The following is a 22,556-nucleotide window of genomic DNA, read 5'->3' as shown; positions in this document are numbered from 1 at the left end:
TTCTCTTCGTCAAAATACTCCCGCCGGAGGCAGGCCGCCGATCTCCACACGCGGGACGCTTCCGGCAAGGCCCGCCGCATGCCACGTGGGAGGCGAGGACGCCGGAAAGGGCGGAGGATGGCGCTGCCCCGGATCACTGCGCCATGATCGATGTCGGCACCGTGCCCTCCGCAAGCCACGTCTCCAGCGGGGTCATCGGATCAAGCGCCGTCGCGCTGATGCCATCGGGCCCGGGAAGGATGCCGCAATGGTCGAGCCCCGGCACCATGAAGAGCGCCACGTTCTCCTTCAGCGCCTCCTCCGAACCGGCCAGCGCCGCCGCCTTCTCGTACCAGTCCACCGTCTTGTAAGGCGTGACGATGGCATCCGCCCAGCCATGCCAGACGATCATCTTGCCCCCCGCGGCCCGGAAGGCCGAGAGGTCAGGACTGTCGCCGTTATAGACCTCGGCCATGGTCGCGAGCCGTGCGGGATCGGTCTCGAAGTCGAACTCCGCCGGCGTCCAGGCCGGGCCGGGATCGGTGGGAAAGGCCATGTAGCGGCCGAAATCGGTGTTGAACGCCGGCACCAGACGGCCCGCGCCCTGCGCGTTGCCAGTGAGCCAGAGCCACCAGAACGGCTCCGAGCCCTCCGGGATGCCGCCCGGGTAGAGCTGCGTGCCGTCCTGGCTCTGCGGCCCCTGCCGCCACTTGGCGAGCGTGGCGCTTTCGTCTTCGCTCAGGCAGGACGGCGTATCCTCTGCCTCGCAGGCTAACGCTGAGAGGTCGATCTCGCAGGCGCGGGGGTCTGCGATCAGCCCGTCCTCGCTGCCGTCCACGCCGTCGCATTGCGACATCACCGCGTCGCCGATCAGAGTGGCCTCGCCGGGTCCGAGGATCTGGCTGCCATCCTCGGCGGTGTTGGCCTGCGTGAGCCATGCCATCTTGGTCGCCACCAGCCCGGTGTAATCCATCGCCGGCGCGCCGGAGATGATGCCGTCGAACAGCTCGGGGTAGCGCTGCGCCGCCACATGCGCCATGCGCCCACCGGTAGAGCAGCCCTGGAAGATCGCCTGTTCCGAGGCCCCCTCGTAGAACGCCCCGATCAGCGCCTGTGCCACGCGATGGGTCTCGCCGATCGAGCGCCAACCCCAGTCGCGCTCGGCATTGGGGTTGTTCATCGCCCAGCTGCCATCGGTGACCGAGAGCCCGTGATGGCCGCTGTCGGAGGTGGCTGTGGCATAGCCGCGCTCGAGCCCGGGCTTCATGGCGTTGACCCAGCCACCGCCGGCATCGGCGCGACCGAGAATGCCGCAGAGACCGCCGCAGCCGGCCTGGTAGTACTTGCCGTTCCAGCCCTCCATCGGCAGCCGCACCTCGATCGAGATCGCCGGTCGTGCGGTGGCGCGGATCTCGCAATAGGCGGGCAGCGTGTCGGCGGCGGGCATCACCCGCGCCGAGGTGACAAAGCCCGCGTCGAGCACCGTGTCGCGCAAGGCACTGCACTGGTCTTCGGTCTGTTGGGCCGAGGCCGGAACGGCGGCGGCCATGGCAAGCGCCATGGCCGGGAACAGGTATCTCATATCTTTCCTCCCTGAGTTGTCTCCCGGGAGAAGGATCGCGTCAAACTGGCCACCCGACAAGCTCTGACTTCACGTCGGCCGCCGGGCGCAAGATTTTTCGAAGAAAAATCTTGTCCGGCTCAGGCCCGGCCGTAGGCCTCGGCGATGGCGATCTGCACCGCGTCTGAGGCGGGCTTGTTGGCCCAGCCCACGAGCTGGAACGCCGGGTAATAGCGCTCGGAGGCCAGCACCGCGGCAGAGATCATCGTGTCGATCTGCTCGGGGCAGGCGCTCTGACCACCGGCCAGCACGAGGCCGTAGCGATAGACCATCAGCTTGGGCTCGGCCCAGAAGCTGAACGAGCCCGCCCAGCATTGATCGTTGATGGTGTTGAGCGCGGTGAAGAGCTCGGGCAGCGTCTCTTCCGGCGGCTCCATTTCGAAGCTGCAGATCAGGCGCAGGGTCTCGTCATAGGGCGACCAGGCAAGGGTGATCGAATAGGTGCGCCACTGGCCCTCGACGGCCATCGCGATCTGGTCCTCTCCGATCCGGTCGAAATCCCAGTCGTGGTGTTCGGCCAGCGTCTCGACGATGTCGATCGGGTGAATCTCGTCGCTCAGAAACTCTTCGGACAGTGCCATGCGCCACCTCATTTTTTTTGCTGTAGCGCCGGGGAACGGGCCGCGCCCCAAGCGCTAGCTGACTGCTCTAGGGGCTGGGAGATGTTTCCCTCCCCTTACCAGATATCGTGCCTGCGCCGTGCATGTACTGTAAAGCGAAATATTAGAGACGCACCCAATAAGTTGTGGATGAGATGGGCCCAAGCCCAAGATAGGAGCTGTGGATATGTGGAGCGATCTGGGGAGAAATTCAGCCGCCGAACGCGCAGATCCCAGCGCTGCCGGAGCCACAAGCGCCTCGCCGGAGGCTGCCGGATCTGTGGACAGTCAGGAGACGAAATCCTGCCCGTAGCAAACCGAAAGCACCGCCGGGGCGGCCAGTTCCGAGACCACCTCGAAATGCTGCTCCATCAGGCGCTCGCCATCGGCCTCGATAGCCATGACCCACGGACCCGGCACCATCTCGTAGGGGAACTCGAAGGTGAACAGGTTGAGGCTGGCGCGGCCCTCCGAGAGCGGCGAGATCCAGCTCTCGGTGGTGACACCCTCCGGCCCCATCGGCGGATGGGTGACGAGGATCGTCACGTCGCGATCGCCGGCGCCCGGGCGCAGGGTGAACTTCACCCCGAAGCTGATGCCCGCCTTGGCCGGCACCAAGCGGGTCGTCACATCCATGTCGCGGGTCTGCTCGATGAGGTTGATCGCGCCCATCATCGTGTCCGGCGCCTCGCGCGCGCCCTCCGGCGTGACCTGGCAGATGATGCCGTGATCGATGATCACCACCGGATCACGGGCGTAGGACTCGCCCGGGGCGGCGTGGGCCACCGTGACCAGCGCGAGAACGGCGCAAAGGGCTGAAAGCAGGCGAAGCATGGCGATCTCCGGCGAGGGACGTGCCCCGCAATACCGGCTTCGCGCAGTTGCGCAAACCCCTCCCCGCCCGCGCCGCGCCTGAGCGGTGACATTCCGCCCGCGGGCCGCCCCCCCCCCTGCCCCGCAGAAACGCAAACGCCCGCCGCAGGTGCGACGGGCGCTGGCGATTTCCGGAACCGGTCAGGCTCAGCCGATGGCTGCAGCCTTCACGTCCTCGTCGATGTAGGGAACATACTGTTCGAAGTTGTCCGCGAACATCTTCACCAGTTTCTGCGCCTGGGCGTCGAACGCCTCCTTGTCCGACCAGGTGCGGCGCGGATCGAGCAGCAGCTCGGGCACGCCCTCGACCGAGACCGGCACCTCGAAGCCGAAATTCGGGTCCTTGCGGAACTCGACCTTGGCGAGCGAGCCGTTCAGAGCGGCGTGCAGCAGAGCGCGGGTGGCCTTGATCGGCATCCGGTGACCGGTGCCGTAGGCGCCGCCGGTCCAGCCGGTGTTGACCAGCCAGCAGGTCGCACCGTGCTTGGCGATCTTGTCACGCAGCAGGTTGCCGTACATCTCGGGGCGCAACGGCATGAACGGTGCGCCGAAGCAGGTCGAGAAGGTCGGCTGCGGTTCGGTGATGCCCCGCTCGGTGCCGGCGACCTTTGAGGTGAAGCCCGACAGGAAGTGGTACATCGCCTGCGCCGGGGTCAGCCGCGCGATCGGCGGCAGAACCCCGAAGGCGTCGCAGGTCAGCATGATGATGTTCTTCGGATGCCCGCCGAGCGCAGTGGACGACGCGTTCGAGATGTACTCGAGCGGGTAGGCGCAGCGCATGTTGGCGGTCAGGCTGTCATCGTCGAAATCGAGCTCGAAGGTCTCTTCGTCGTAGATCATGTTCTCGATCACGGTGCCGAATTTCGAGGTCGTGGCGTAGATCTCGGGCTCGGCATCGGCGGAGAGGTTGATCGTCTTGGCGTAGCAGCCGCCCTCGAAGTTGAAGGTGCCGCGATCCGACCAGCCATGCTCGTCATCGCCGATCAGCACGCGCTCGGGATCAGCCGAGAGCGTGGTTTTGCCGGTGCCCGACAGGCCGAAGAAGATCGCGGTGTCGACCGGGTTGTTCGGCGCGTGGTTGGCCGAGCAGTGCATCGCCATGATGCCCTTGAGCGGCAGCATGTAGTTGAGCAGCGTGAACACCGACTTCTTGTTCTCGCCAGCATACTCGGTGCCGCCGATCAGGATGGTCTTGCGGTCGAAGTTCAGCGCGATGACGGTATCGGAGCGGCAGTTGTGACGCTCGGGATCGGCCTTGAAGGTCGGGCAGTTGATGACGGTGAAATCCGCCATGAACGAGTCGAGCGTGTCACGCTCGGGGCGACGCAGCATGTGGCGGATGAACAGACCGTGCCAGGCCAGCTCGGTCACCATGCGCACCTTGATCGAGTAGGCCGGGTCGGCGCCGCCGATCAGGTCCTCGACGAAATACTCACGGCCTTTCATGTGCTCGAGCATGTCGTTGTAAAGGGTATCGAACCCCTCGGGCGACATGGCGCGGTTGTTCTCCCACCAGATCTTGTCGGCAACCGAGTCGGTCTTGACCACGTGCTTGTCCTGGGGCGAGCGACCGGTGAACTTGCCGGTGGTGACGTAGAAGGCGCCCCCTTTGCCGAGCGTACCCTCGCCGCGTTTCAGGGCGGCCTCGATCAGCGCCGGCTCCATAAGATTGTAATAGACATTCCCCAGGCCTTCGATCCCTTGATCTTCAAGCCGGAAATCCGGGTTCACCCGTCCAAATGTCATCTGCCAAGCTCCTGTAGCCGCGCCACACGCGGCGGTCGTCAGTCACAGCGGAGACGTCGAATAGCGCGTCCGCTCACCGGTGATGACCACCACCGGCAAAAGCTGCTTTAACACGGCGTTTCCGGGTCGGAACAGGACGCATGTCAAAGTTAGCGCAACCAAATTTCGTTTAGCGTTAGCACTTCGACAGGTTGCTGCGCGAACGTCGTTCGGCTGAGACATTTTAGCCATTCCTTATAGATATTCGTCCGGAATAAGGCGGCGGTGGGACCTGATTCGCAGTTTGGGATTGTTGTAAAGTCCAAATTCCCGCATAGTGGCGAAAAAATCAGGCAATCCGAGCAGTACAAGGAAACAATCCCATGTCGAAAATTGCCCTCGTGGACGATGACAGGAACATCCTGACATCGGTTTCGATGACTCTTGAGGCCGAGGGATTCGAGGTCGAAACTTACAATGACGGGCAGGCCGCGCTGGATGCCTTCAACAAGAAGATGCCCGACATGGCGGTCTTCGACATCAAGATGCCCCGCATGGACGGCATGGATCTGCTGCAGCGCGTGCGCCAGAAATCCAAGATGCCGGTGATCTTCCTGACCTCCAAGGACGACGAGATCGACGAGGTGCTCGGCCTGCGCATGGGGGCCGACGACTACGTCAAGAAGCCCTTCTCGCAGCGCCTTCTGGTGGAACGCATCCGCGCCCTCCTGCGCCGGCAGGAAGCCGTCGCAGGCGAGGTCGTGGGCGAAACCGAAGACACCAAGCTGATGACCCGCGGATCGCTCACCATGGATCCGCTGCGCCACTCGGTGACCTGGAAAGGTCAGGACGTGTCGCTCACCGTCACCGAATTCCTGCTTCTGCAGGCCCTGGCGCAGCGCCCCGGCTTCGTGAAATCCCGCGACCAGCTGATGGACGTCGCCTATGACGATCAGGTCTATGTCGACGACCGCACCATCGACAGCCATATCAAGCGTCTGCGCAAGAAAATGCGTACGGTGGATGCGGATTTCTCCGCCATCGAAACGCTGTATGGTATCGGGTATCGTTACAACGAAGAGTAAGACATGGCGCTGGCCGAGAGGATCTCGATGCGCGACGACCACCCGGGCGAACGGCAGGATGCCGACGTCGTGCTGGGCGATGACTTCGTCGCCCCTGACAGCACGGTAGAGAAAGAGCTGCGCGACAGCCGTGAGCGGCGCAGCCTGTTTTCGCTCAACCGGTCGCCGCTGACCCGCAAGATCATCACGTTCAACCTGATTGCGTTGAACGTGCTGGTGGCGGGCATCCTCTGGCTCAATTCGTCGCGCGACACGCTGGTGATGCAGCGCGGCAATGCCGTGGCCTCCGAGGCCGAGCTGATCGCCGACGTGATCGAGGCCTGGCTGCCCGACGAGGCGCCCGTCACGCTCGGCACCGACGCCGCAGCCGACATCAACGGCCTGCTGCAACAGGTTGACCTGCGCACCGGCACCGAGCTTCTGGTGTTCGATGCCGGCAACTTCCTTGTTGGCGAGACCAGCGGCACCCGCGCGCCGCTGATGTCGATCAACACCCGCGAGGCCAATCGCCCGACGCTGATCTCGGACTTCCTCGACTCGATCTGGCGCGGCGTCGCCGGGATCTTCTCGTATTTCGAGGCCGAACCAGAGCTGACGCTCGAGGACCGGATGCGCCGGATGATCGAGATCGGCGACCCCACCCTGACCCGGGTCCAGTCCGGCAAGGGCCCCGGGGGTGAGACCCTGTTCGCCGGCTTCTCGCCGATCCGGCAGGGCGACGCGGTGATCGGCACCGTGGCGCTGATGTCGACCGAGGCCGAGATCGACGCCGTGGTCAGCGCCGAGCGCGAGCGTGTGCTGCAGATGTTCGTCATCGCCACGCTGGTCTCCATCGGCCTGAGCCTCGTTCTGGCCTCGACCATCGCCAACCCGATCTCCGACCTCGCCGACGCCGCCGAGATCGGGCGCGATCGCAACAACCGCAGCAAGGGCAGTTCGCGACGGATCCGCATCCCCGACCTAACCGCCCGGCCCGACGAGATCGGCCGCCTCTCGGGGGCACTCCGGGGCATGGTCTCGGCGCTTTACGACCGCATCGACAGCAACGAACAATTCGCCGCCGACGTCGCGCACGAGATCAAGAACCCGCTCGCCAGCCTGCGCTCGGCCATCGGCTCGCTGCGCATCGTCAAGAAGGAAGAGCATCGCGACAAGCTGCTCGATGTGATCGAGCATGACGTGCGCCGCCTCGACCGCCTGGTAAGCGACATCTCCAATGCCTCACGGCTCGACAGCGAGCTGGTCAAGGAAGAGGAGCAGGAGTTCAACCTGCTCGAGATGATCGGCAACATCACCCAGTTCCTCGGCGAAGATGCCCGCGCCAAGGGGGTCGAGTTCATCACCGACCTGCCCGCCAAGCCGATCAACATCAGCGGCCTTGAGCCGCGCCTCGCGCAGGTGTTCGTGAACCTGATCACCAACGCCATCAGCTTCTGCGAAGACGGCGATGCGATCCGCGTCTGGGCGCGCCGCCGCGACAACCGCGTGCTGGTGGTGGTCGAGGATACCGGCCCCGGCATCCCGGAAGAGGCGCTTCAGAAGATCTTCAAGCGCTTCTACTCGCAGCGCCCAGAGAACGATTTCGGCAACAACTCTGGCCTTGGCCTCGCGATATCGAAGCAGATCGTCGAAGCTCATGGTGGCGTGATCTGGGCCGAGAACATCCGCCCGACCGAAGCCGACGTGACCTCCGAGCCGCTCGGTGCGCGCTTCGTGGTCGGCCTGCCGGTCTGATCGTCCGCACCCCGTGCCCACCGACAGCTCCGAGATCCTGCACGCCACCGCGGTGGCCGTCGCGGGCCGAGGACTGCTGATCCGCGGCGCCTCGGGCAGCGGAAAGTCGGGGCTGGCGCTCGAGATGATGGCCCGCGGCGCGCTGCTGGTGGCCGACGACCGGGTGATTGTCAGCCTGCGCGACGGCGCGCTCTGGCTCGCGCCCCCTGCCCCGCTCAGCGGGATGATCGAAGCGCGCGGCATCGGACTGCTGAACGCCGCGACCAGCGGCCCCGTTCGGCTCGCCGCCGTGCTCGATCTCGACGAGGTCGAGACGGCCCGCTTGCCGCAGCGCCGCGAAACCATGCTGCAGGGGCAAAGAATCCCCTTGCTTCACAAAACCGCGCATCCCTATTTTCCCGCAGCGCTCGTGCAATATCTCAAGGGCGGTCGGAAGGAATAGGCGAGGATGCAGGATCAGTCGAAAGGACAGCAGCGCGTCGTGCTGGTCACCGGGCCCTCGGGCGCCGGACGCTCCACCGCGATCAACGTGCTGGAGGATCTTGGCTATGAGGCGATCGACAACATCCCGCTCAGCCTGATCCCGCGCCTGCTGCTCGACGGCGGCGCCCTGACCCGCCCGGTTGCGCTTGGCGTCGACATCCGCAACCGCGATTTCTCGGTGCAGCGGCTGCTCGAGCTGCATCGCCGCCTCGCCGCCGAACCGGCGCTCGATGCGCAACTCTTCTATCTCGACTGCAGCGCCGAGGTGCTGTCGCGCCGCTATTCCGAGACCCGCCGCCGCCACCCGATGGCCCCGGACGAAAGCTATACGCAGGGCATCGAGCGCGAGCTCGCTCTGCTGGAAGAGGCCCGCAACGCCGCCGACACCCTGATCAACAGCAGCACCCTGTCGCCACACGACCTGCGCGCGCAGATGGAAGGGCTGTTCGCCGACCAGACCGGCCAGAAGCTGGCGGTGGCGCTGCACTCGTTTTCCTACAAGCGCGGCCTGCCGCAGGGCCTGGACTGGGCCTTCGACTGCCGCTTCCTCGACAACCCGCACTGGCAGCCCGAGCTGCGCGGACTCACCGGCCTCGACGCCCCCGTGGTCGACTATATCGAGACCGACGCCCGCTTCGCGCCCTTTGTCGCCAAGCTCACCGAGCTGGCACTCTTCGTGCTGCCGGCCTGCAAGGACGAGGGCAAGGCGCACCTGACCTTCGGCATCGGCTGTACCGGCGGGCAACACCGCTCCGTTGCCGTGACAGAAAGAGTGGCGGCTGCCCTTGCAGAGAGCGGCTGGCAGGTGTCAATTAGACACCGCGAGCTCGAGCGTCGCGGACTGGCCGCCGCGACCGGCCAGCACAGGACCATCGGAGGACAGAACGGGTGATCGGCATCGTGATCGTGGCCCATGGGGGACTGGCGCGGGAGTATCTCTCGGCCGTCGAGCATGTGGTGGGCAAGCAGCCCGGGATCGTTGCCGTCACCATCGAGGCGGATCATGACCGCGGCGGCAAGCAGGCCGAGATCTGCACGGCCGCCGACGATGTCGACACCGGCGACGGTGTCGTGGTCGTCACCGACCTCTACGGTGGCTCGCCGTCGAACCTATCGCTGCTGGCCTGCCAGCCCGAGAACCGCCGCATCCTCTACGGCATGAACCTGCCGATGCTGATCAAGCTTGCGAAGAGCCGGCAGAAGGATGTGCCGGATGCGGTAAAAGGTGCACTTGAAGCAGGACGAAAATATATCGACAGCGTCAACGTGAAACCGGAACCGCTCTGACCGGGATCGCGCAGGATCTGTCCAAGGGAATTCGTAGTTTATGTCCGACACCGTGCACCGTGAGCTGAAGATCGTGAACGAAAAGGGGCTCCATGCCCGCGCCTCGGCCAAGCTCGTCGAGGTTGTCGAGGGCTTCGATGCCCGCGCCGAAGTCAGCAAGGATGGCATGAGCGCCGGCGGCGACAGCATCATGGGGCTTTTGATGTTGGCAGCTTCCAAAGGAAGCTCTATTGAGGTTGAAACCTCGGGGCCGGACGCGGTCGCGCTGGCCGATGCGCTGGAAGCGCTGGTCGCGAACCGGTTCGGAGAAGAGAACTGACCGCCGGGAAACCCCACCGGCGCAGGAAGACGGAACAAGGCGGGCACATGGTTGAGAGCTATCAGGCCACGGCCGGTCAGGGCGGCGTCACGCGCCCGCTGCACGCTCCCTACGACAAGCGCAAGCTCAGCTATGCCAATACTTTCACCAACCCGTGGAAGGCCAACACCATCCGCGCGCTGGAATGGGCCACCGGCAAGATCCCCTTGATCCGGCTTGTGCGCAAGGTCGAGCGCGCCGGCATCCCCGACGGGCAGGAATTCTGGCGCCACGCGCTGGGTCACATGCGCATCCGCCTCGACACCCCTGCCGAGCAGATCGCGCGCATCCCCAAGGACGGGCCTGTCGTGGTCGTCGCGAACCACCCGCACGGGCTGGTCGACGGCATGATTCTCGCCGACCTGATCGGTCGGGTGCGCACCGATTACCGCATCCTCACCCGCTCGCTGCTGACCGGAGTGAAGGAGATCGAGGAATTCATGATCCCGGTGCCCTTCCCGCACGAGGAAAGCGCCCGCGAGCAGAGCCTCGAGATGCGCGCCCGGGCCATGGACCACCTCAAGGGCGGCGGCGTGATCGCGCTGTTTCCCTCGGGGGTCGTGGCGGCCTCGCAATCGCTGCTCGGGCCCGCGATCGAGGCCGTCTGGAACCCGTTCACCGCGAAGATGATCCAGCGTTCGGGTGCCACGGTGGTACCGATCTACTTCCCCGGTCAGAACAGCCGCGCCTACCAGATCGCCAACCGGGTCTCGCCGACCCTGCGGCAGGGGCTGCTGATCCACGAGGTGATGCATGCCTGCGGCCGGCCGCAGAAGCCGGTGGTCGGAAAGCCGATCACCCCCGACACGGTGCAGGCGTGGAACGGCAAGCAGCGCGAGTTCGTCGCCTGGCTGCGCGACGCGACGCTTCGCCTGCGGACAGAGCTCTGAGCCGCCGCAGAAAATTCGTACGAATTTTCTGATCCCGCCACCGGAAAAGATTTTTCGAACGAAAAATCTTTGTCCGCGTCAGCGCGTCGGCACCGGCTCCTCGCCGCGATAATCGTAGAAGCCGCGCTTGGTCTTGCGACCGAGCCAGCCTGCCTCGACATACTTGGTCAGCAGCGGGCAGGGCCGGTACTTGGTGTCGGCCAGCCCGTCGTGCAGGACGTTCATGATCGCGAGGCAGGTGTCGAGCCCGATGAAATCCGCCAGTTCCAGCGGCCCCATAGGATGGTTGGCGCCAAGCTTCATCGCCATGTCAATGGAGCGCACGTTGCCCACGCCTTCATAGAGCGTGTAGACCGCCTCGTTGATCATCGGCACCAGGATCCGGTTCACGATGAAGGCCGGGAAATCCTCGGCGCTGGCGGCGGTCTTGCCAAGGTTCTCGACCACCTTCATGCAGGCCTGGTAGGTTTCCTGATCGGTGGCGATGCCGCGGATCAGCTCGACCAGCTGCATCACCGGCACCGGATTCATGAAGTGGAAGCCGAGGAACTTCTCGGGGCGGTCGGTGCGCGAGGCCAGCCGGGTGATCGAGATCGACGAGGTATTCGAGGTCAGGATGGTGTGCGGCAGCAGGTGCGGCGCGAGGCTGTCGAAGATTTTCTGCTTCACCGTCTCCTGCTCGGTCGCGGCCTCGATCACCAGATCGGTCTGGCCGATCTCGGCGATGTCGAGCGTCGACGAGATCCGGCTCAGCGCGCCGTCGCGGTCTTCCTGGGCGATCTTGCCCCGGCTGACCTGGCGATCCATGTTGGCGGCGATCAGGGTCATGGCCTTGTCGAGCGCCTCGGGGCTGACATCCGAAAGCCGGACCTCGTATCCCGCGAGAGCCATCACGTGCGCGATGCCGTTGCCCATCTGGCCCGCACCCACAACACCGATCTTGCTGATATCCATCGCCCATAACCCTTTCGTTTGCGCGCCAAACATAGGCATGCGCCGCGACCCGCCGCAAGGCGGGTGGGCCGGATTTGTCGGGCTTTTTCGCTTTAGCAGAATCTCAACTCCGCTGTCCGAGGCTCTTCCCCGGGTGAGAACGAACCAAGGTGGGAGACATGACCTTCGCTATGACAGCGCCGGGGGCGCTGGACTATTTTCCGTGCCGCTATGGCCGTTCGCGGGTGTTGTTCCGCGGCCCGCGGCGGCCGCTCGATGCGCCTTACGTGGCGTTCCTCGGCGGCACCGAAACCTATGGCCGCTTCATCGAAGCGCCCTTTCCCGCGCTGATCGAGCGCCGGACCGACACGACCTGCATCAATCTCGGGGTGGTGAATGCGGGGCTCGACCTCTACCTGCACGACCCGGGGGTGCTGCACGTGGCCGAACGCGCCGACCTCTGCGTCATGCAGATCATGGGCGCGCAGAACATGTCGAACCGGTATTACGGTGTGCATCCGCGCCGCAACGATCGCTTCCTGCGCGCTTCCGAGCGGCTTCAGACCCTCTACCCGGAGGTCGATTTCACCGAATTCCACTTCAACCGGCACCTGCTCGGCCGACTACGAGAGATCTCGGAAGACCGCTTTGACGAGATCGCGGGCGAGTTGCGGCAGGCCTGGCTGGCACGGATGAAGCACCTGCTCACCCTGCTCCGGGGCCGGGTGCTGCTGCTGTGGCTGTCCGAGCACCGCCCACCCGACGCGCCCGACACCTCGCTCGAGGGCGGGCCGCTGCTCATCGACCGCACCATGCTCGACGCGCTGCGTCCGCGCGCCATCGGACTGATCGAGATGCCGCAGAGCGAGGAGGCCCGCCATACCGGGGCGCCGGGTCTGGTGTTCAGCGATTTCGAGGCCAGCGCCGCCGCCGAACTCGTGGGCCCGCTGGCCCATGACGAGACCGCCGCCGCGCTGGCGCCCCTGATCGCGGAGTATCTCGGCTGACAGCACCTGCCCGGATTTTCATCGTCGCACCCGTCGCAACGCATTGATCCGCATCGGTTGCCGCAGTGCGGCGAGCGGACGCAGGCAGGGGGTCGTGGACGCGTTGCACAAAGGGTCTATAGCTGTGACCGGAAGACCTGCCCCGCGCGCCGCCCGGTGGCAGGCCCGTGAACAGCCGGAGACCCAAATGCTGATCGAGAACCGCACCTTCGACGAACTCAAGGTGGGCGACAAGGCGGAGCTGAACCGCCTCATCACCGCCGACGACCTGCTGGTCTATGCCAACGTCTCGGGCAACCACAATCCGCTGCACATCTTCGATCAGGACGGTGATGGCGACGGCCGCCCCGAGGCGATGGCCCCGGGCTCGTTCATCGGCGCGCTGCTCGGCGCGGTGCTGGGCAATGTGCTGCCCGGCGCCGGCGCGCTTTACCGGGCCCAGAACGCCCAGTTCCACGCCCGTGTCTTCGCCGGCGACGAGCTGGTGATCGGCGTCACCGTGACCGACAAGAACGAGCGCGAGACCACGGTGACGCTGGCCACCGAAGTGCGCCGCCTCGGCGATGGGGCGCTGGTCCTGTCGGGCGCGGCCGAGGTGCTCGCTCCGCGCCGCAAGGTCAGCTACAACAGCCACGATCTGCCCGGCCTCGTGGTGCAGCGCCACCGCCATTTCGAGAAGCTGCTGAAGCGCGCCGAGCCGCTCGCGGCACTGAAGACCGCCGTGGTCTGCCCCGAGGAGCCCAACTCGCTCGGCGGCGCGCTCAAGGCCCGAGATCACACCCTGATCGAGCCGATCCTGATCGGCGACACCGACAAGATTGCCGAGGTCGCCTCGGCCATGGGCGTGACCCTCGACGGTGTCGAGATCCTGCACGAGCCGCTGCACCGCAACGCCGCGCGCAAAGCGGTGGAGCTGGTGCACGAGGGCCGCGCCGAGGCGATCATGAAGGGCCACCTGCACACCGACATGCTGCTGCGGCCGATCCTCGACAAGCAGACCGGGCTGCGCATGGGGCGGCGTTTCACCCATATCTTCGTGATGGACGTGCCGGGCCAGCCGCACCCGCTGCTGGTCAGCGACGCCGCGATCAACATCGCCCCCGATCTCAAGACCAAGGTCGACATCACCCAGAACGCCATCGACCTCGCGATCTCGCTCGGCATCGAGCAGCCCAAGGTCGGGGTGCTCTCGGCCACCGAGACGGTGAATCCCGACATCCCCTCCTCGATCGACGCGGCGCTGCTGTCGAAGATGGCCGATCGTGGGCAGATCACCGGCGGTCTGGTGGATGGCCCGCTGGCGATGGACAACGCCGTCGACATCGCCGCGGCGCGCACCAAGGGCATCACCTCGGACGTGGCGGGACAGGCCGAGATCCTCGTGGTGCCCAATCTCGACGCCGGCAACATGCTGGCCAAGCAGCTGACCTACATCTCCCATGCCGAGGCGGCGGGGCTGGTGCTGGGCGCGCGGGTGCCGATCATCCTCAACAGCCGCTCCGACGACGACATGAGCCGCCTCGCCTCCTGCGCGGTCGCGGCGCTGCATCACGCGCGGATGAGCGGCAAACAGGGCTGAGGCCAGCGCGCCCGCGTGTCGGGCGCGCTTCACGTCATGAGCCCCCTGCGGCAACGGCCTCGCTCGTGGCGTCGAGGTCAGAGTGCGCGCTTCGTGCGGCTCAAGAGAGAAGACCTTTCAGGCGCGTCGTGTCCGCCGGGCGTCCGCGCGCCGATCAGCCTTCCAGCCCGTGTCATCAATACTTCACTTGCTCAACTCGAAACACTTCCATAATTCATGAATTATGGAAGCGATACGTTTCGAACAGCTCAGCACCCTCAGCCACCCCCAGCGGATGGACGTGTTCCGACTGCTGATGCGGCGTTACCCCGACGCGCTGCCGGCAGGCGAGATCACCGAGGTTCTGGGGCTCAAGGCCAGCACCGCCTCGGTCTACCTCTCGGCCCTGCGCGAGGCCGGCCTGATCACCCAGACCCGTGCCGGGCGCTCGCTGCTCTACCGGGCGAACATCGCCGCGCTGCGCGGACTCGTGGGCTTCCTGTTCAACGACTGTTGCCGGGGGCGGCCAGATCTCTGCCCGCCCGAGGCGCTTGCCAGCCTGCAAGGAGGACCAGCCATGTCCGACGGAAAATACAACGTGCTCTTCATCTGCACCGGCAACTCCGCCCGCTCGATCATCGCGGAGACGCTGCTGCGCCACCTTGCGGGCGACCGCTTCAACGCCTTCTCTGCGGGCACCCGGCCCTATTCCGAGCTCAACCCGATCGCTCTCGCCACGCTGCACGACAAGGGGTTCGACACCGCGGGCCTCCGGTCCAAGAACATCTCGGAGTTCCAGGGCCCCGACGCACCGAAGCTCGACTTCGTCTTCACCGTCTGCGACCGCGCCGCGAACGAGGAATGCCCGGCCTGGGCCGGCCAGCCGATCAGCGCCCACTGGGGCCTGCCCGACCCGGTCAAGGCCACCGGCACCGAGGCCGAGAAGAGCCTCGCCTTCCAGCAGGTCTTCGGCATGCTCAAGCACCGCCTCTCGTCCTTCACCGCCCTGCCGCTCGACACGCTCGACCGGATCTCGCTGCAAAAGGCCGTCGACGAGATCGGCCACCCCGAGACCGAGGATCACGCCTGATGACCACCTACGCACTGAACGGGCTTGGCCGCATCGGCAAGCTCGCCCTGCGCCCGCTTCTCGAGGCGGGCGCGAACATCGCGTGGATCAACGACGCGGTGGGCGACCCGGAGATGCACGCGCATCTTCTTGAATTCGACACCGTGCACGGGCGCTGGGACGCGGCCTTTTCGCATGACGCCGACAGCATCAGCATCAACGGCACCCGCCTGCCGGTGCATGGCGAAAAGCGGCTCGAGGACCTGCCGCTCGAGGGCGTGGACGTGGTCATCGACTGCACCGGCGTGTTCAAGACCGAGGCGAAGCTCGCGCCGTATTTTGCCGCCGGCGTGAAGAAGGTGGTGGTCTCGGCCCCGGTGAAGGACGGCCCGACCGCCAATATCGTCTACGGCGTCAACAACGACGCCTACGACCCGGCGCGGCACCACATCGTGACGGCGGCAAGCTGCACGACCAACTGCCTCGCGCCGGTGGTGAAGGTGGTGCACGAAAACCTCGGCATCCGGCACGGCATGATCACCACGATCCACGACGTGACCAACACCCAGACCATCGTCGACCGGCCCGCCAAGGATCTGCGCCGCGCCCGCTCGGCGCTGAACTCGCTGATCCCGACCACCACCGGCAGCGCCACCGCGATCACGCTGATCTATCCCGAGCTCACCGGCAAGCTGAACGGCCACGCCGTCCGCGTGCCTCTGCTCAACGCCTCGCTGACCGACTGCGTGTTCGAGCTCGAGCGCGAAACCACCGTCGAAGAGGTCAACGCCCTCTTCGAGGCCGCCGCCGCAGGCCCGCTCAAGGGCATCCTGGGCTACGAGACCCGCCCGCTGGTGAGCTGCGACTACGTCAACGATGCGCGCTCGAGCATCATCGATGCGCAATCGACCATGGTGGTCAACGGCACCCAGCTCAAGGTCTACGCCTGGTACGACAACGAATGGGGCTATGCCCATCGCCTTGCCGACGTGGCGCAGATGGTCGCCGCCTCGCTCTGACACGCCCGCGTCACGCGCCTGCGCTAGCACGCGCGTGACCGACCGAACGGAAAGATCCGGATCATGACCACCGACGCCCCCGAAAGGCCGCTCGCGGCCTATATCGCCGTCACCGCCGCCTACTGGGCCTTCATGCTCACCGACGGCGCGCTGCGCATGCTGGTGCTGCTGCATTTCCACACGCTCGGCTTTTCGCCGGTGCAGCTGGCCTATCTTTTCGTGCTCTACGAGATCGCCGGCGTGATCACCAACCTCTCGGCGGGCTGGATCGCGGCGCGGTTCGGGCTGACCTCGACGCTCTATGCCGGGCTGAGCCTGCAGGTTCTGGCGCTGCTGGCGCTGGCGCAGCTCGATCCGTCCTGGGCGATCGGGGTCTCGGTGGCCTTCGTGATGCTGGTGCAGGGGGCCTCGGGCGTCGCCAAGGACCTTGCCAAGATGTCGTCGAAATCGGCGGTCAAGCTGCTGGCGCCAAAGGGCGAGGACGGGCTCTTCCGCTGGGTCGCGGCGCTCACCGGGTCGAAGAACGCGGTGAAGGGGCTGGGCTTCCTGCTCGGCGCGGCGCTGCTGGCGCTGGCCGGGTTCGTGCCCTCGGTGCTCGCCATGGCGGCGGTCCTCGCGGTGATCCTCGTGGCGGTGGCGCTGCGCATGCCGACGGGCCTGCCCACGGGGCGCAAGGACGCCAAGTTCCGCGAGGTGATCTCGAAGAACCGCAACGTGAACTGGCTGAGCTTTGCGCGGGTCTTCCTGTTCGGCGCCCGCGACGTGTGGTTCGTCGTCGGCATCCCGATCTATTTCTATGCCGTGCTGTCGGACGGCACCGAAGCGGGCAATCGCGTGGCCTTTTTCACCATCGGTACGTTCATGGCGGTTTGGATCATCCTCTACGGCGCGGTGCAGGCGGCCGCGCCGCGACTGCTCCGGGCCCGCCAGCGCGGCGAGGCGGCGCTGGTCAGCGACGCCCGGCACTGGGCGCTCGCGCTTTTCGTGGTCCCGGCGCTGCTGGCGCTTCTTGTGGCGCTGGCCGGCGCGCCCGCGCCGTGGCTGACCGTGACGCTCGTGCTGGGCCTGCTGGTCTTCGGGGCGATCTTCGCGGTGAACTCGTCGCTGCACTCCTACCTGATCCTCGCCTTCACCGAGGATGACCGCGTCACCATGGACGTGGGCTTTTATTACATGGCCAACGCCGCCGGGCGGCTTCTGGGCACGGTGCTGTCGGGCGCGAGCTACCAGCTCGGCGGGCTGCCGCTCTGCCTCGGCACCGCCGCTGTCATGGTGGCGCTGAGCGCCTGGGGCGCGGGACGGCTGCGCCCGCACCCGGCGGAGCAGGCGGCCTGAGCGCCCCGGCGCGCCCCGCTGCCGGAGTGTTTCCGCCAACACACCGAAAAGTCTTGGAAAAGGACGCAACGTCACGGTCGACCTTGCGCCGGATCAAGGCGGCCCGCGCCGGATCGTGAGACCCCGGGGGCATGGAACATGCTGGCCCCATCACCCCCGCCGTCGCCGTCCCCGTCCGGGAGACCCAAGCGCATGATGCCATCGACCGCTCCTATCACGCGGCACTTGGCAGCCTGACCGGGGGGCTCTCCCCGATGGGGCTGGCCACCGCGTGGTTCGACTGGGCGGCGCATCTGGCGGGATCTCCCGCCAAGCAGGCCGAGCTGCACGAGCGCGCCGTGGCCAACGCCGCCAAGGCGGTTCAGGCGGCGGTCAGCTGCCCGTTGCACCCGGCCTCGGAAAGCTGCGATGCGATGGCCGCCGACAAGCGCTTCCGCGACAAGGAATGGCAGCGCGCGCCCTACAATCTCCTCGCGCAGTGGTTCCTGCTTACCGAGGACTGGTGGGATGCCGCCACACGCGGTGTGCAGGGCATGGCCCCGCGCCACGCACAGATCGTCAACTTCGCCACCCGCCAGACGCTCGACATGCTGGCGCCGTCGAATTACGCGGCGACCAACCCGGTGGTGCTCGACCGGACCCGAGAAGAGCACGGCGCCAACCTGCTGCGCGGGCTGCGCAACTGGATGGAGGATTTCGCCCGTGACGCCGAGGGCGCCCCGCCCGAGACCGGCGGGTTCAAGGTCGGCGAGACCCTCGCGACCACGCCGGGCGAGGTGGTCTATCGCAACCGTCTGATCGAGCTGATCCGCTACCGCCCGACCACCGAGAGCGTGCAGGCCGAGCCGCTGCTGATCGTGCCCGCCTGGATCATGAAATACTACATCCTCGACCTGTCTGCGCATAACTCGATGGTGCGTTTCCTGCTCGACCAAGGCATCGAGGTCTACATGATCTCGTGGCTGAACCCCGGCGAGGAGGACGCCGACCTGGGGCTCGAGGATTACGTGCGGCTCGGCATCTTCGACGCGCTCGAGGTGATCGAGCGCGCCGTGCCGGGGCAGAAGATCCACGCCGCCGGCTATTGCCTCGGCGGCACGCTGCTCTCGATCGCCGCCGCCGCCATGGCGCGCGATGGCGATGCCCGACTGGCCTCGCTGACCCTGCTCGCCGCGCAGGTGGATTTCACCGAGGCCGGAGAGATCACCCTCTTCATCGACGACAGCCAGGTCGCCTTCCTCGAGGACATCATGGCCGAGCAGGGCTACCTGAAACCCGACCAGATGGCCGGCGCCTTCCAGATGCTGCGCTCGAACGACCTCATCTGGTCGCGTACGATCCGCGAGTACCTCCTTGGCGAACGCGGCAGCATGAACGACCTGATGGCGTGGAACGCCGATGCCACGCGGATGCCCGCACGGATGCATGCCGAGTACCTGCGCAAGCTCTTCCTCGAGAACCGGCTGGCGCTGGGGCAATACAGCGTCGGCGGGCGCCCGATCTCGCTCGAGGATATCGAGGTACCGGTGTTTGCCGTCGGCACCGAGCGCGACCACGTGGCACCGTGGCGCTCGGCCTGGAAGATCACCCGCTTCGCGGACGGCGAAAACACCTTCGTGCTGACCAGCGGCGGGCACAATGCCGGCATCGTCTCCGAGCCCGGGCACCCCCGGCGGCACTTCCGCGCGGGCCCGGTCCCCGGCCATGCCACCGATCCCGATCTGTGGATCAAGGCGCATGCCGTCCGCGACGGCTCGTGGTGGCCGGAATGGACCGAGTGGCTGGAGCGGCACTCCTCCGAGCGCCGCCACGTCGAGGCGGCCCCCCTGCCCTCGCTTTGCGCGGCCCCGGGGCGCTACGTCTTCGGCTGACCGGCGCGCGGGAACCAGCAGTGATCGAGGATCTCGGTCACGCGCCCCATATGCGCCCGGTAATCCGACACCGCCCGACGGAAGAACGCCGCCTGAATGCGCGCAAGCTCCGCCGGGCTGCGGCTGTGCAGAATCTCGTGCTGGGTTTCCACGTCGGCGCGGATGCGGTCGGCATAGAAGCTTTGCATTTCGCTGCCGAGGTCGAGCCACGCATCCACCATGTCGGTGGCGGCGAAGGGCTCGAGGCTCCAGCGGATGCGGAAGTCATTCGGGGTCGGTTCCGGGCTCGCGTCCGTCTGCAGACGGTCTTTCATGACGATGCTGTTCATGGTCTCCTCCACGCTCATAATCGTGGATTGTACCAGCCTGAGAGAGTCGTTGCCTTGATCCCGGTCAGCCGCGGGATCAGTCGTTCTCGGCGCGCTCGGCCAGCGTGTCGAGCTTGCCCATGCGGTAGAGCTTGATCTCCCGCGACAGCCGCAGCGTCGGCTTGGCCATGAACAGCACCGAGCCCACGGTGAAGAGCCAGACCGCCGGGGTCTCGTATTTCGGCCAGAAGAACAGCACCGAACCGATGGTGAAGCACACGGCCGCGCCGAAATCGACAAGCGTGTGGGCGATCTCGAACAGCGCGTAGACCCGCCGCGTGTCGGCGTTGCGCTGTCGGTTGGCGTGATTGAAGAGCTTCATCGCGGTTCGGTCCTATCGTCGGGAGGCATCCTCCCGACCTTAGATCCCGTGTCCGCGATGGCCAGTCGGTTCAGCGCGACAGGCCGCCGCGGATCGTCGGCACGTCGAGCGAGGCGAAGCCGTAATGGCGCAGCCAGCGCAGGTCGCTGTCGAAGAAGGCGCGCAGGTCGGGGATGCCGTATTTCAGCATCGCGATGCGGTCGATGCCCATGCCGAAGGCAAAGCCCTGCCATTCGTCGGGATCGATGCCGCCGGCGGCCAGCACCTTGGGGTGCACCATGCCCGAGCCCAGCACCTCGAGCCAGTCGTCGCCCTCGCCCACCACGACGGAGCCGTCCTTCCACTGGCACTGGATGTCGACCTCGGCCGAGGGTTCGGTGAAGGGGAAGTGCGAGGCGCGGAAGCGGGTCTTCACCGTGGTGCCGAAATAGGCCGAGAAGAACTCTTCCAGCACCCATTTCAGGTTCGCCATGGAGATGTTCTTGTCGATGGCAAGGCCCTCGACCTGGTGGAACATCGGCGTGTGGGTCTGGTCGTAGTCGGCGCGGTAGACGCGGCCCGGGCAGATGATGCGCAGCGGCGCGCCCTGCGCCTCCATCGAGCGGATCTGCACCGGCGAGGTGTGGGTGCGCAGCACATGCGGCGGGCGGTCGTCACCCTCGGCACGGTTCATGTAGAACGTGTCCATCTCGGCGCGCGCCGGGTGGTGGCCGGGGATGTTGAGCGCGTCGAAATTGTACCAGTCCTTCTCGATCTGCGGCCCTTCGGCCACCGAGAAGCCCATGTCGGCGAAGATCGCGGTGCATTCTTCCCAGACCTGGCTCACCGGGTGGATCGAGCCCTGGCGGCGGGTCCGGCCCGGCAGCGTCACGTCGAGCCATTCGGACTGGAGGCGCTCGTTCAGCGCGGCATCGGCCAGCGCCGCCTTCTTGGCGGCCAGCGCGCTGTTGATCTCGTCCTTCAGCGCGTTGAGCTTGGGGCCCATGATCTGGCGCTCTTCCGGGCTCATCTTGCCAAGGCTGCGCATCTGCAGGCTGATCTCGCCCTTCTTGCCGACCGCCTGCACGCGCAGGTCTTCGAGCGCCGCCTCATCGGCAGCAGCCCCAATCAGCTCGATGTACTTTTCGCGCAGATCATTCATCTCGGCACCCTCGTATCCAGGAGTTGCCCGTCACCTAGCCGGGCCGGTGGAAAGACGCAAGTCACAGGGGCAAAACCCGGGCGCCAAGGCCGATTGCGTGGCCCTTCTCTTGCGGCTAGAACGGGCGGGCGCACGGCCCGTTAGCTCAACTGGATAGAGCAGCTGACTTCTAATCAGCAGGTTCGGGGTTCGAGTCCTCGACGGGTCGCCAGCGCTTGTCTCCCGCCGCGCGCGCCCCAGCTTGTCGCCGGCACCGCCAAGGAGACCAGAATGCAGCTGCCCGCCCCGATCGCCGCCCTCACCCGCCGCATGGAAGCGATGACCCTGCTTGGCATCGTCGTGGTCGCCGGCGCACTCTGGGGCTTCGTGGCGCTGGCCGCCGAGATGCTCGAGGGCGACCTGCACGCCTTCGACGAGGCGGTGCTGCTGGCGCTGCGCACGCCCGGAGACCCGACCAATCCGATCGGGGGGCCGCAGGTCGAGGTCGCGATGCGCGACCTGACCGCGCTTGGCGGCGTCACCATCCTGACGCTGATGACCGCGGCGGTGCTGGCCTACCTCATCCTGCGCGGCGCGCGCGCCTCGGCGCTCTTCGTGCTTTGTGCCGTGCTGGGCGGCCAGCTGCTATCGCATTTCGCCAAGTTCGCCTTTTCACGCCCGCGCCCCGACCTGGTGCCGCACGGGGTCGACGTGGCCACCGCCTCGTTCCCCTTGATGGTGTGGACGCCCCCTCACGGCATCGCTGTGCCAAGGTAGCGGTGTCGAAATTCGCTACGAGGAGGAAGCGTCCATGGAGAAGGTTAGCATTGTAGGGCTGGATATTGCCAAGAGTTCGTTTCACGCGCATGGCGCGGCGGCAAATGGATCTAAGGTCTTTAGCAAGGCGTTGCCGCGAGGGCGGGTGCTAGAGTTTTTCGGTCAGATTGAGCCTTGCACCATCGCTTTGGAGGCTTGCGCGGGTGCGCATCACTGGAGCCGGGAGCTTTCCAGACTTGGCCACGATGTCAGGCTCATCGCCCCGCAATACGTCAAACCCTATGTGAAGCGGCAAAAGAACGATGCGAATGATGCCGAAGCCATCGCTGAAGCAGCGTCCCGACCGACCATGCGCTTTGTGACGACCAAGACAACCGAGCAACAAGGTCAGTCGATGGTACTCAAGACCCGCGATCTTTTGACAGGGCAACGTACCCAGGCGATCAACGCATTGCGAGGGCATCTGGCTGAACATGGGATTGTCGCGCCGAAAGGCCCTCAGCATCTGCCTCGGTTGGAAAAGGCTGTGGCTGAGAATGAGAC

General features: G+C 66.0%; 23 protein-coding genes and 1 tRNA gene. 16 read left to right on the top strand and 8 right to left on the bottom strand.

Annotated features, from left to right (window positions below; all coding sequences use genetic code 11):
- Positions 1-133 precede the first annotated feature (133 nt).
- The 4 genes from R2601_RS09070 to R2601_RS09055 all read right to left on the bottom strand — a co-directional run bounded on the left by R2601_RS09070 (position 134) and on the right by R2601_RS09055 (position 4,818).
- Positions 134-1,561 carry a tannase/feruloyl esterase family alpha/beta hydrolase gene (locus tag R2601_RS09070; protein WP_007796910.1) on the bottom strand — a complete coding sequence of 476 codons (1,428 nt, stop codon included), beginning with the start codon at positions 1,559-1,561 and terminating at the stop codon, positions 134-136.
- A gap of 119 nt (positions 1,562-1,680) precedes the next feature.
- The gene (locus tag R2601_RS09065) at positions 1,681-2,181 is read right to left on the bottom strand and encodes a type III secretion system chaperone family protein (RefSeq protein ID WP_007796907.1); all 501 of its coding nucleotides are present in this window, start codon (positions 2,179-2,181) and stop codon (positions 1,681-1,683) included.
- 306 nt (positions 2,182-2,487) lie between these two features.
- Entirely contained in the window at positions 2,488-3,033 is a 546-nt protein-coding gene (locus R2601_RS09060) for a DUF3859 domain-containing protein (protein ID WP_007796905.1), read from the bottom strand.
- 186 nt (positions 3,034-3,219) lie between these two features.
- A complete protein-coding gene (locus R2601_RS09055) occupies positions 3,220-4,818 on the bottom strand; it encodes a phosphoenolpyruvate carboxykinase (RefSeq protein WP_007796903.1) in 1,599 nt (532 codons plus the stop codon).
- A 362-nt stretch (positions 4,819-5,180) separates the two neighbouring features.
- Here R2601_RS09055 and R2601_RS09050 point away from each other — a divergent pair, with 362 nt between their 5' ends.
- The 7 genes from R2601_RS09050 to R2601_RS09020 are packed head-to-tail and all read left to right on the top strand — an operon-like array spanning position 5,181 to position 10,634.
- Positions 5,181-5,882: a response regulator transcription factor gene (locus R2601_RS09050; RefSeq protein ID WP_007796899.1), complete on the top strand. Its 702-nt coding sequence runs from the start codon at positions 5,181-5,183 to the stop codon at positions 5,880-5,882.
- Between the two features lie 3 nt (positions 5,883-5,885).
- Positions 5,886-7,616 (top strand): sensor histidine kinase, encoded by a 1,731-nt coding sequence (locus R2601_RS09045; protein WP_007796897.1) that lies wholly within the window; start codon positions 5,886-5,888, stop codon positions 7,614-7,616.
- A 13-nt stretch (positions 7,617-7,629) separates the two neighbouring features.
- On the top strand, positions 7,630-8,058 hold the full coding sequence (locus tag R2601_RS27280; protein WP_007796894.1) for an HPr kinase/phosphorylase: 429 nt from the start codon (positions 7,630-7,632) through the stop codon (positions 8,056-8,058).
- 6 nt (positions 8,059-8,064) lie between these two features.
- The gene (gene rapZ, locus R2601_RS09035) at positions 8,065-8,991 is read left to right on the top strand and encodes an RNase adapter RapZ (RefSeq protein WP_007796891.1); all 927 of its coding nucleotides are present in this window, start codon (positions 8,065-8,067) and stop codon (positions 8,989-8,991) included.
- A complete protein-coding gene (locus R2601_RS09030) occupies positions 8,988-9,386 on the top strand; it encodes a PTS sugar transporter subunit IIA (RefSeq protein WP_007796888.1) in 399 nt (132 codons plus the stop codon). The genes rapZ and R2601_RS09030 overlap by 4 nt, the downstream gene beginning before the upstream one ends.
- Before the next feature lie 40 nt (positions 9,387-9,426).
- Positions 9,427-9,705 (top strand): HPr family phosphocarrier protein, encoded by a 279-nt coding sequence (locus R2601_RS09025; protein WP_007796885.1) that lies wholly within the window; start codon positions 9,427-9,429, stop codon positions 9,703-9,705.
- Positions 9,706-9,752: 47 nt separating this feature from the next.
- Positions 9,753-10,634, top strand: coding sequence for a lysophospholipid acyltransferase family protein (locus R2601_RS09020; RefSeq protein WP_007796882.1), 882 nt, complete (start codon positions 9,753-9,755; stop codon positions 10,632-10,634).
- A gap of 78 nt (positions 10,635-10,712) precedes the next feature.
- Here the strand turns inward: R2601_RS09020 and R2601_RS09015 are convergent, their stop codons facing one another.
- Positions 10,713-11,588 (bottom strand): 3-hydroxybutyryl-CoA dehydrogenase, encoded by an 876-nt coding sequence (locus R2601_RS09015; protein WP_007796879.1) that lies wholly within the window; start codon positions 11,586-11,588, stop codon positions 10,713-10,715.
- 158 nt (positions 11,589-11,746) lie between these two features.
- Between R2601_RS09015 and R2601_RS09010 the strand changes: the two genes are divergently transcribed.
- The 6 genes from R2601_RS09010 (at position 11,747) to R2601_RS08985 (ending at position 19,426) form a co-directional block, all read left to right on the top strand.
- A complete protein-coding gene (locus R2601_RS09010) occupies positions 11,747-12,574 on the top strand; it encodes a DUF6473 family protein (RefSeq protein ID WP_040544538.1) in 828 nt (275 codons plus the stop codon).
- 187 nt (positions 12,575-12,761) lie between these two features.
- Positions 12,762-14,153: a bifunctional enoyl-CoA hydratase/phosphate acetyltransferase gene (locus R2601_RS09005; RefSeq protein WP_007796875.1), complete on the top strand. Its 1,392-nt coding sequence runs from the start codon at positions 12,762-12,764 to the stop codon at positions 14,151-14,153.
- A gap of 223 nt (positions 14,154-14,376) precedes the next feature.
- On the top strand, positions 14,377-15,222 hold the full coding sequence (locus R2601_RS09000; protein ID WP_040544536.1) for an arsenate reductase/protein-tyrosine-phosphatase family protein: 846 nt from the start codon (positions 14,377-14,379) through the stop codon (positions 15,220-15,222).
- Positions 15,222-16,220 carry an ArsJ-associated glyceraldehyde-3-phosphate dehydrogenase gene (locus R2601_RS08995; protein WP_007796871.1) on the top strand — a complete coding sequence of 333 codons (999 nt, stop codon included), beginning with the start codon at positions 15,222-15,224 and terminating at the stop codon, positions 16,218-16,220. Before R2601_RS09000 ends, R2601_RS08995 begins: the two co-directional genes overlap by 1 nt.
- Before the next feature lie 63 nt (positions 16,221-16,283).
- Complete coding sequence (gene arsJ / locus R2601_RS08990) at positions 16,284-17,555, top strand: organoarsenical effux MFS transporter ArsJ (protein ID WP_007796870.1); 1,272 nt, start codon at positions 16,284-16,286, stop codon at positions 17,553-17,555.
- Between the two features lie 131 nt (positions 17,556-17,686).
- Positions 17,687-19,426 (top strand): PHA/PHB synthase family protein, encoded by a 1,740-nt coding sequence (locus R2601_RS08985; RefSeq protein WP_007796868.1) that lies wholly within the window; start codon positions 17,687-17,689, stop codon positions 19,424-19,426.
- Here R2601_RS08985 and R2601_RS08980 read toward each other — a convergent pair.
- From R2601_RS08980 to pheS, 3 genes are all read right to left on the bottom strand, one after another.
- Positions 19,411-19,755: a phasin family protein gene (locus R2601_RS08980; RefSeq protein WP_242533751.1), complete on the bottom strand. Its 345-nt coding sequence runs from the start codon at positions 19,753-19,755 to the stop codon at positions 19,411-19,413. The genes R2601_RS08985 and R2601_RS08980 overlap by 16 nt on opposite strands.
- A gap of 76 nt (positions 19,756-19,831) precedes the next feature.
- Positions 19,832-20,116: a YrhK family protein gene (locus R2601_RS08975; RefSeq protein WP_007796865.1), complete on the bottom strand. Its 285-nt coding sequence runs from the start codon at positions 20,114-20,116 to the stop codon at positions 19,832-19,834.
- A 70-nt stretch (positions 20,117-20,186) separates the two neighbouring features.
- Positions 20,187-21,257, bottom strand: coding sequence for a phenylalanine--tRNA ligase subunit alpha (pheS, locus tag R2601_RS08970; protein WP_007796862.1), 1,071 nt, complete (start codon positions 21,255-21,257; stop codon positions 20,187-20,189).
- 134 nt (positions 21,258-21,391) lie between these two features.
- On the opposite strand from pheS, the gene R2601_RS08965 reads away from it, so the two are divergent.
- The 3 genes from R2601_RS08965 to R2601_RS08955 all read left to right on the top strand — a co-directional run.
- Positions 21,392-21,468 (top strand) — tRNA-Arg (locus R2601_RS08965).
- A gap of 59 nt (positions 21,469-21,527) precedes the next feature.
- Positions 21,528-22,013: a hypothetical protein gene (locus R2601_RS08960; protein WP_007796860.1), complete on the top strand. Its 486-nt coding sequence runs from the start codon at positions 21,528-21,530 to the stop codon at positions 22,011-22,013.
- Positions 22,014-22,047: 34 nt separating this feature from the next.
- Positions 22,048-22,556, top strand: a 509-nt coding sequence (locus tag R2601_RS08955) for an IS110 family RNA-guided transposase (protein WP_007796858.1), incomplete at its 3' end; no start/stop codon positions are given.

Origin of the sequence: Salipiger bermudensis HTCC2601, assembly GCF_000153725.1 — a bacterium.
Classification (GTDB): Bacteria; Pseudomonadota; Alphaproteobacteria; order Rhodobacterales; family Rhodobacteraceae; genus Salipiger; species Salipiger bermudensis.
This window is presented reverse-complemented; position numbering and strand designations above follow the sequence as displayed.

Coding starts and splice junctions, on each gene's coding strand:
- R2601_RS09070 (WP_007796910.1), bottom strand. CDS start 1,561: ATGAGATACCTGTTCCCGGCCATGGCGCTTGCCATGGCCGCCGCCGTT.
- R2601_RS09065 (WP_007796907.1), bottom strand. CDS start 2,181: ATGGCACTGTCCGAAGAGTTTCTGAGCGACGAGATTCACCCGATCGAC.
- R2601_RS09060 (WP_007796905.1), bottom strand. CDS start 3,033: ATGCTTCGCCTGCTTTCAGCCCTTTGCGCCGTTCTCGCGCTGGTCACG.
- R2601_RS09055 (WP_007796903.1), bottom strand. CDS start 4,818: ATGACATTTGGACGGGTGAACCCGGATTTCCGGCTTGAAGATCAAGGG.
- R2601_RS09050 (WP_007796899.1), top strand. CDS start 5,181: ATGTCGAAAATTGCCCTCGTGGACGATGACAGGAACATCCTGACATCG.
- R2601_RS09045 (WP_007796897.1), top strand. CDS start 5,886: ATGGCGCTGGCCGAGAGGATCTCGATGCGCGACGACCACCCGGGCGAA.
- rapZ (WP_007796891.1), top strand. CDS start 8,065: ATGCAGGATCAGTCGAAAGGACAGCAGCGCGTCGTGCTGGTCACCGGG.
- R2601_RS09025 (WP_007796885.1), top strand. CDS start 9,427: ATGTCCGACACCGTGCACCGTGAGCTGAAGATCGTGAACGAAAAGGGG.
- R2601_RS09020 (WP_007796882.1), top strand. CDS start 9,753: ATGGTTGAGAGCTATCAGGCCACGGCCGGTCAGGGCGGCGTCACGCGC.
- R2601_RS09015 (WP_007796879.1), bottom strand. CDS start 11,588: ATGGATATCAGCAAGATCGGTGTTGTGGGTGCGGGCCAGATGGGCAAC.
- R2601_RS09010 (WP_040544538.1), top strand. CDS start 11,747: ATGACCTTCGCTATGACAGCGCCGGGGGCGCTGGACTATTTTCCGTGC.
- R2601_RS09005 (WP_007796875.1), top strand. CDS start 12,762: ATGCTGATCGAGAACCGCACCTTCGACGAACTCAAGGTGGGCGACAAG.
- R2601_RS09000 (WP_040544536.1), top strand. CDS start 14,377: ATGGAAGCGATACGTTTCGAACAGCTCAGCACCCTCAGCCACCCCCAG.
- R2601_RS08995 (WP_007796871.1), top strand. CDS start 15,222: ATGACCACCTACGCACTGAACGGGCTTGGCCGCATCGGCAAGCTCGCC.
- arsJ (WP_007796870.1), top strand. CDS start 16,284: ATGACCACCGACGCCCCCGAAAGGCCGCTCGCGGCCTATATCGCCGTC.
- R2601_RS08985 (WP_007796868.1), top strand. CDS start 17,687: ATGGAACATGCTGGCCCCATCACCCCCGCCGTCGCCGTCCCCGTCCGG.
- R2601_RS08980 (WP_242533751.1), bottom strand. CDS start 19,755: ATGAACAGCATCGTCATGAAAGACCGTCTGCAGACGGACGCGAGCCCG.
- R2601_RS08975 (WP_007796865.1), bottom strand. CDS start 20,116: ATGAAGCTCTTCAATCACGCCAACCGACAGCGCAACGCCGACACGCGG.
- pheS (WP_007796862.1), bottom strand. CDS start 21,257: ATGAATGATCTGCGCGAAAAGTACATCGAGCTGATTGGGGCTGCTGCC.
- R2601_RS08960 (WP_007796860.1), top strand. CDS start 21,528: ATGCAGCTGCCCGCCCCGATCGCCGCCCTCACCCGCCGCATGGAAGCG.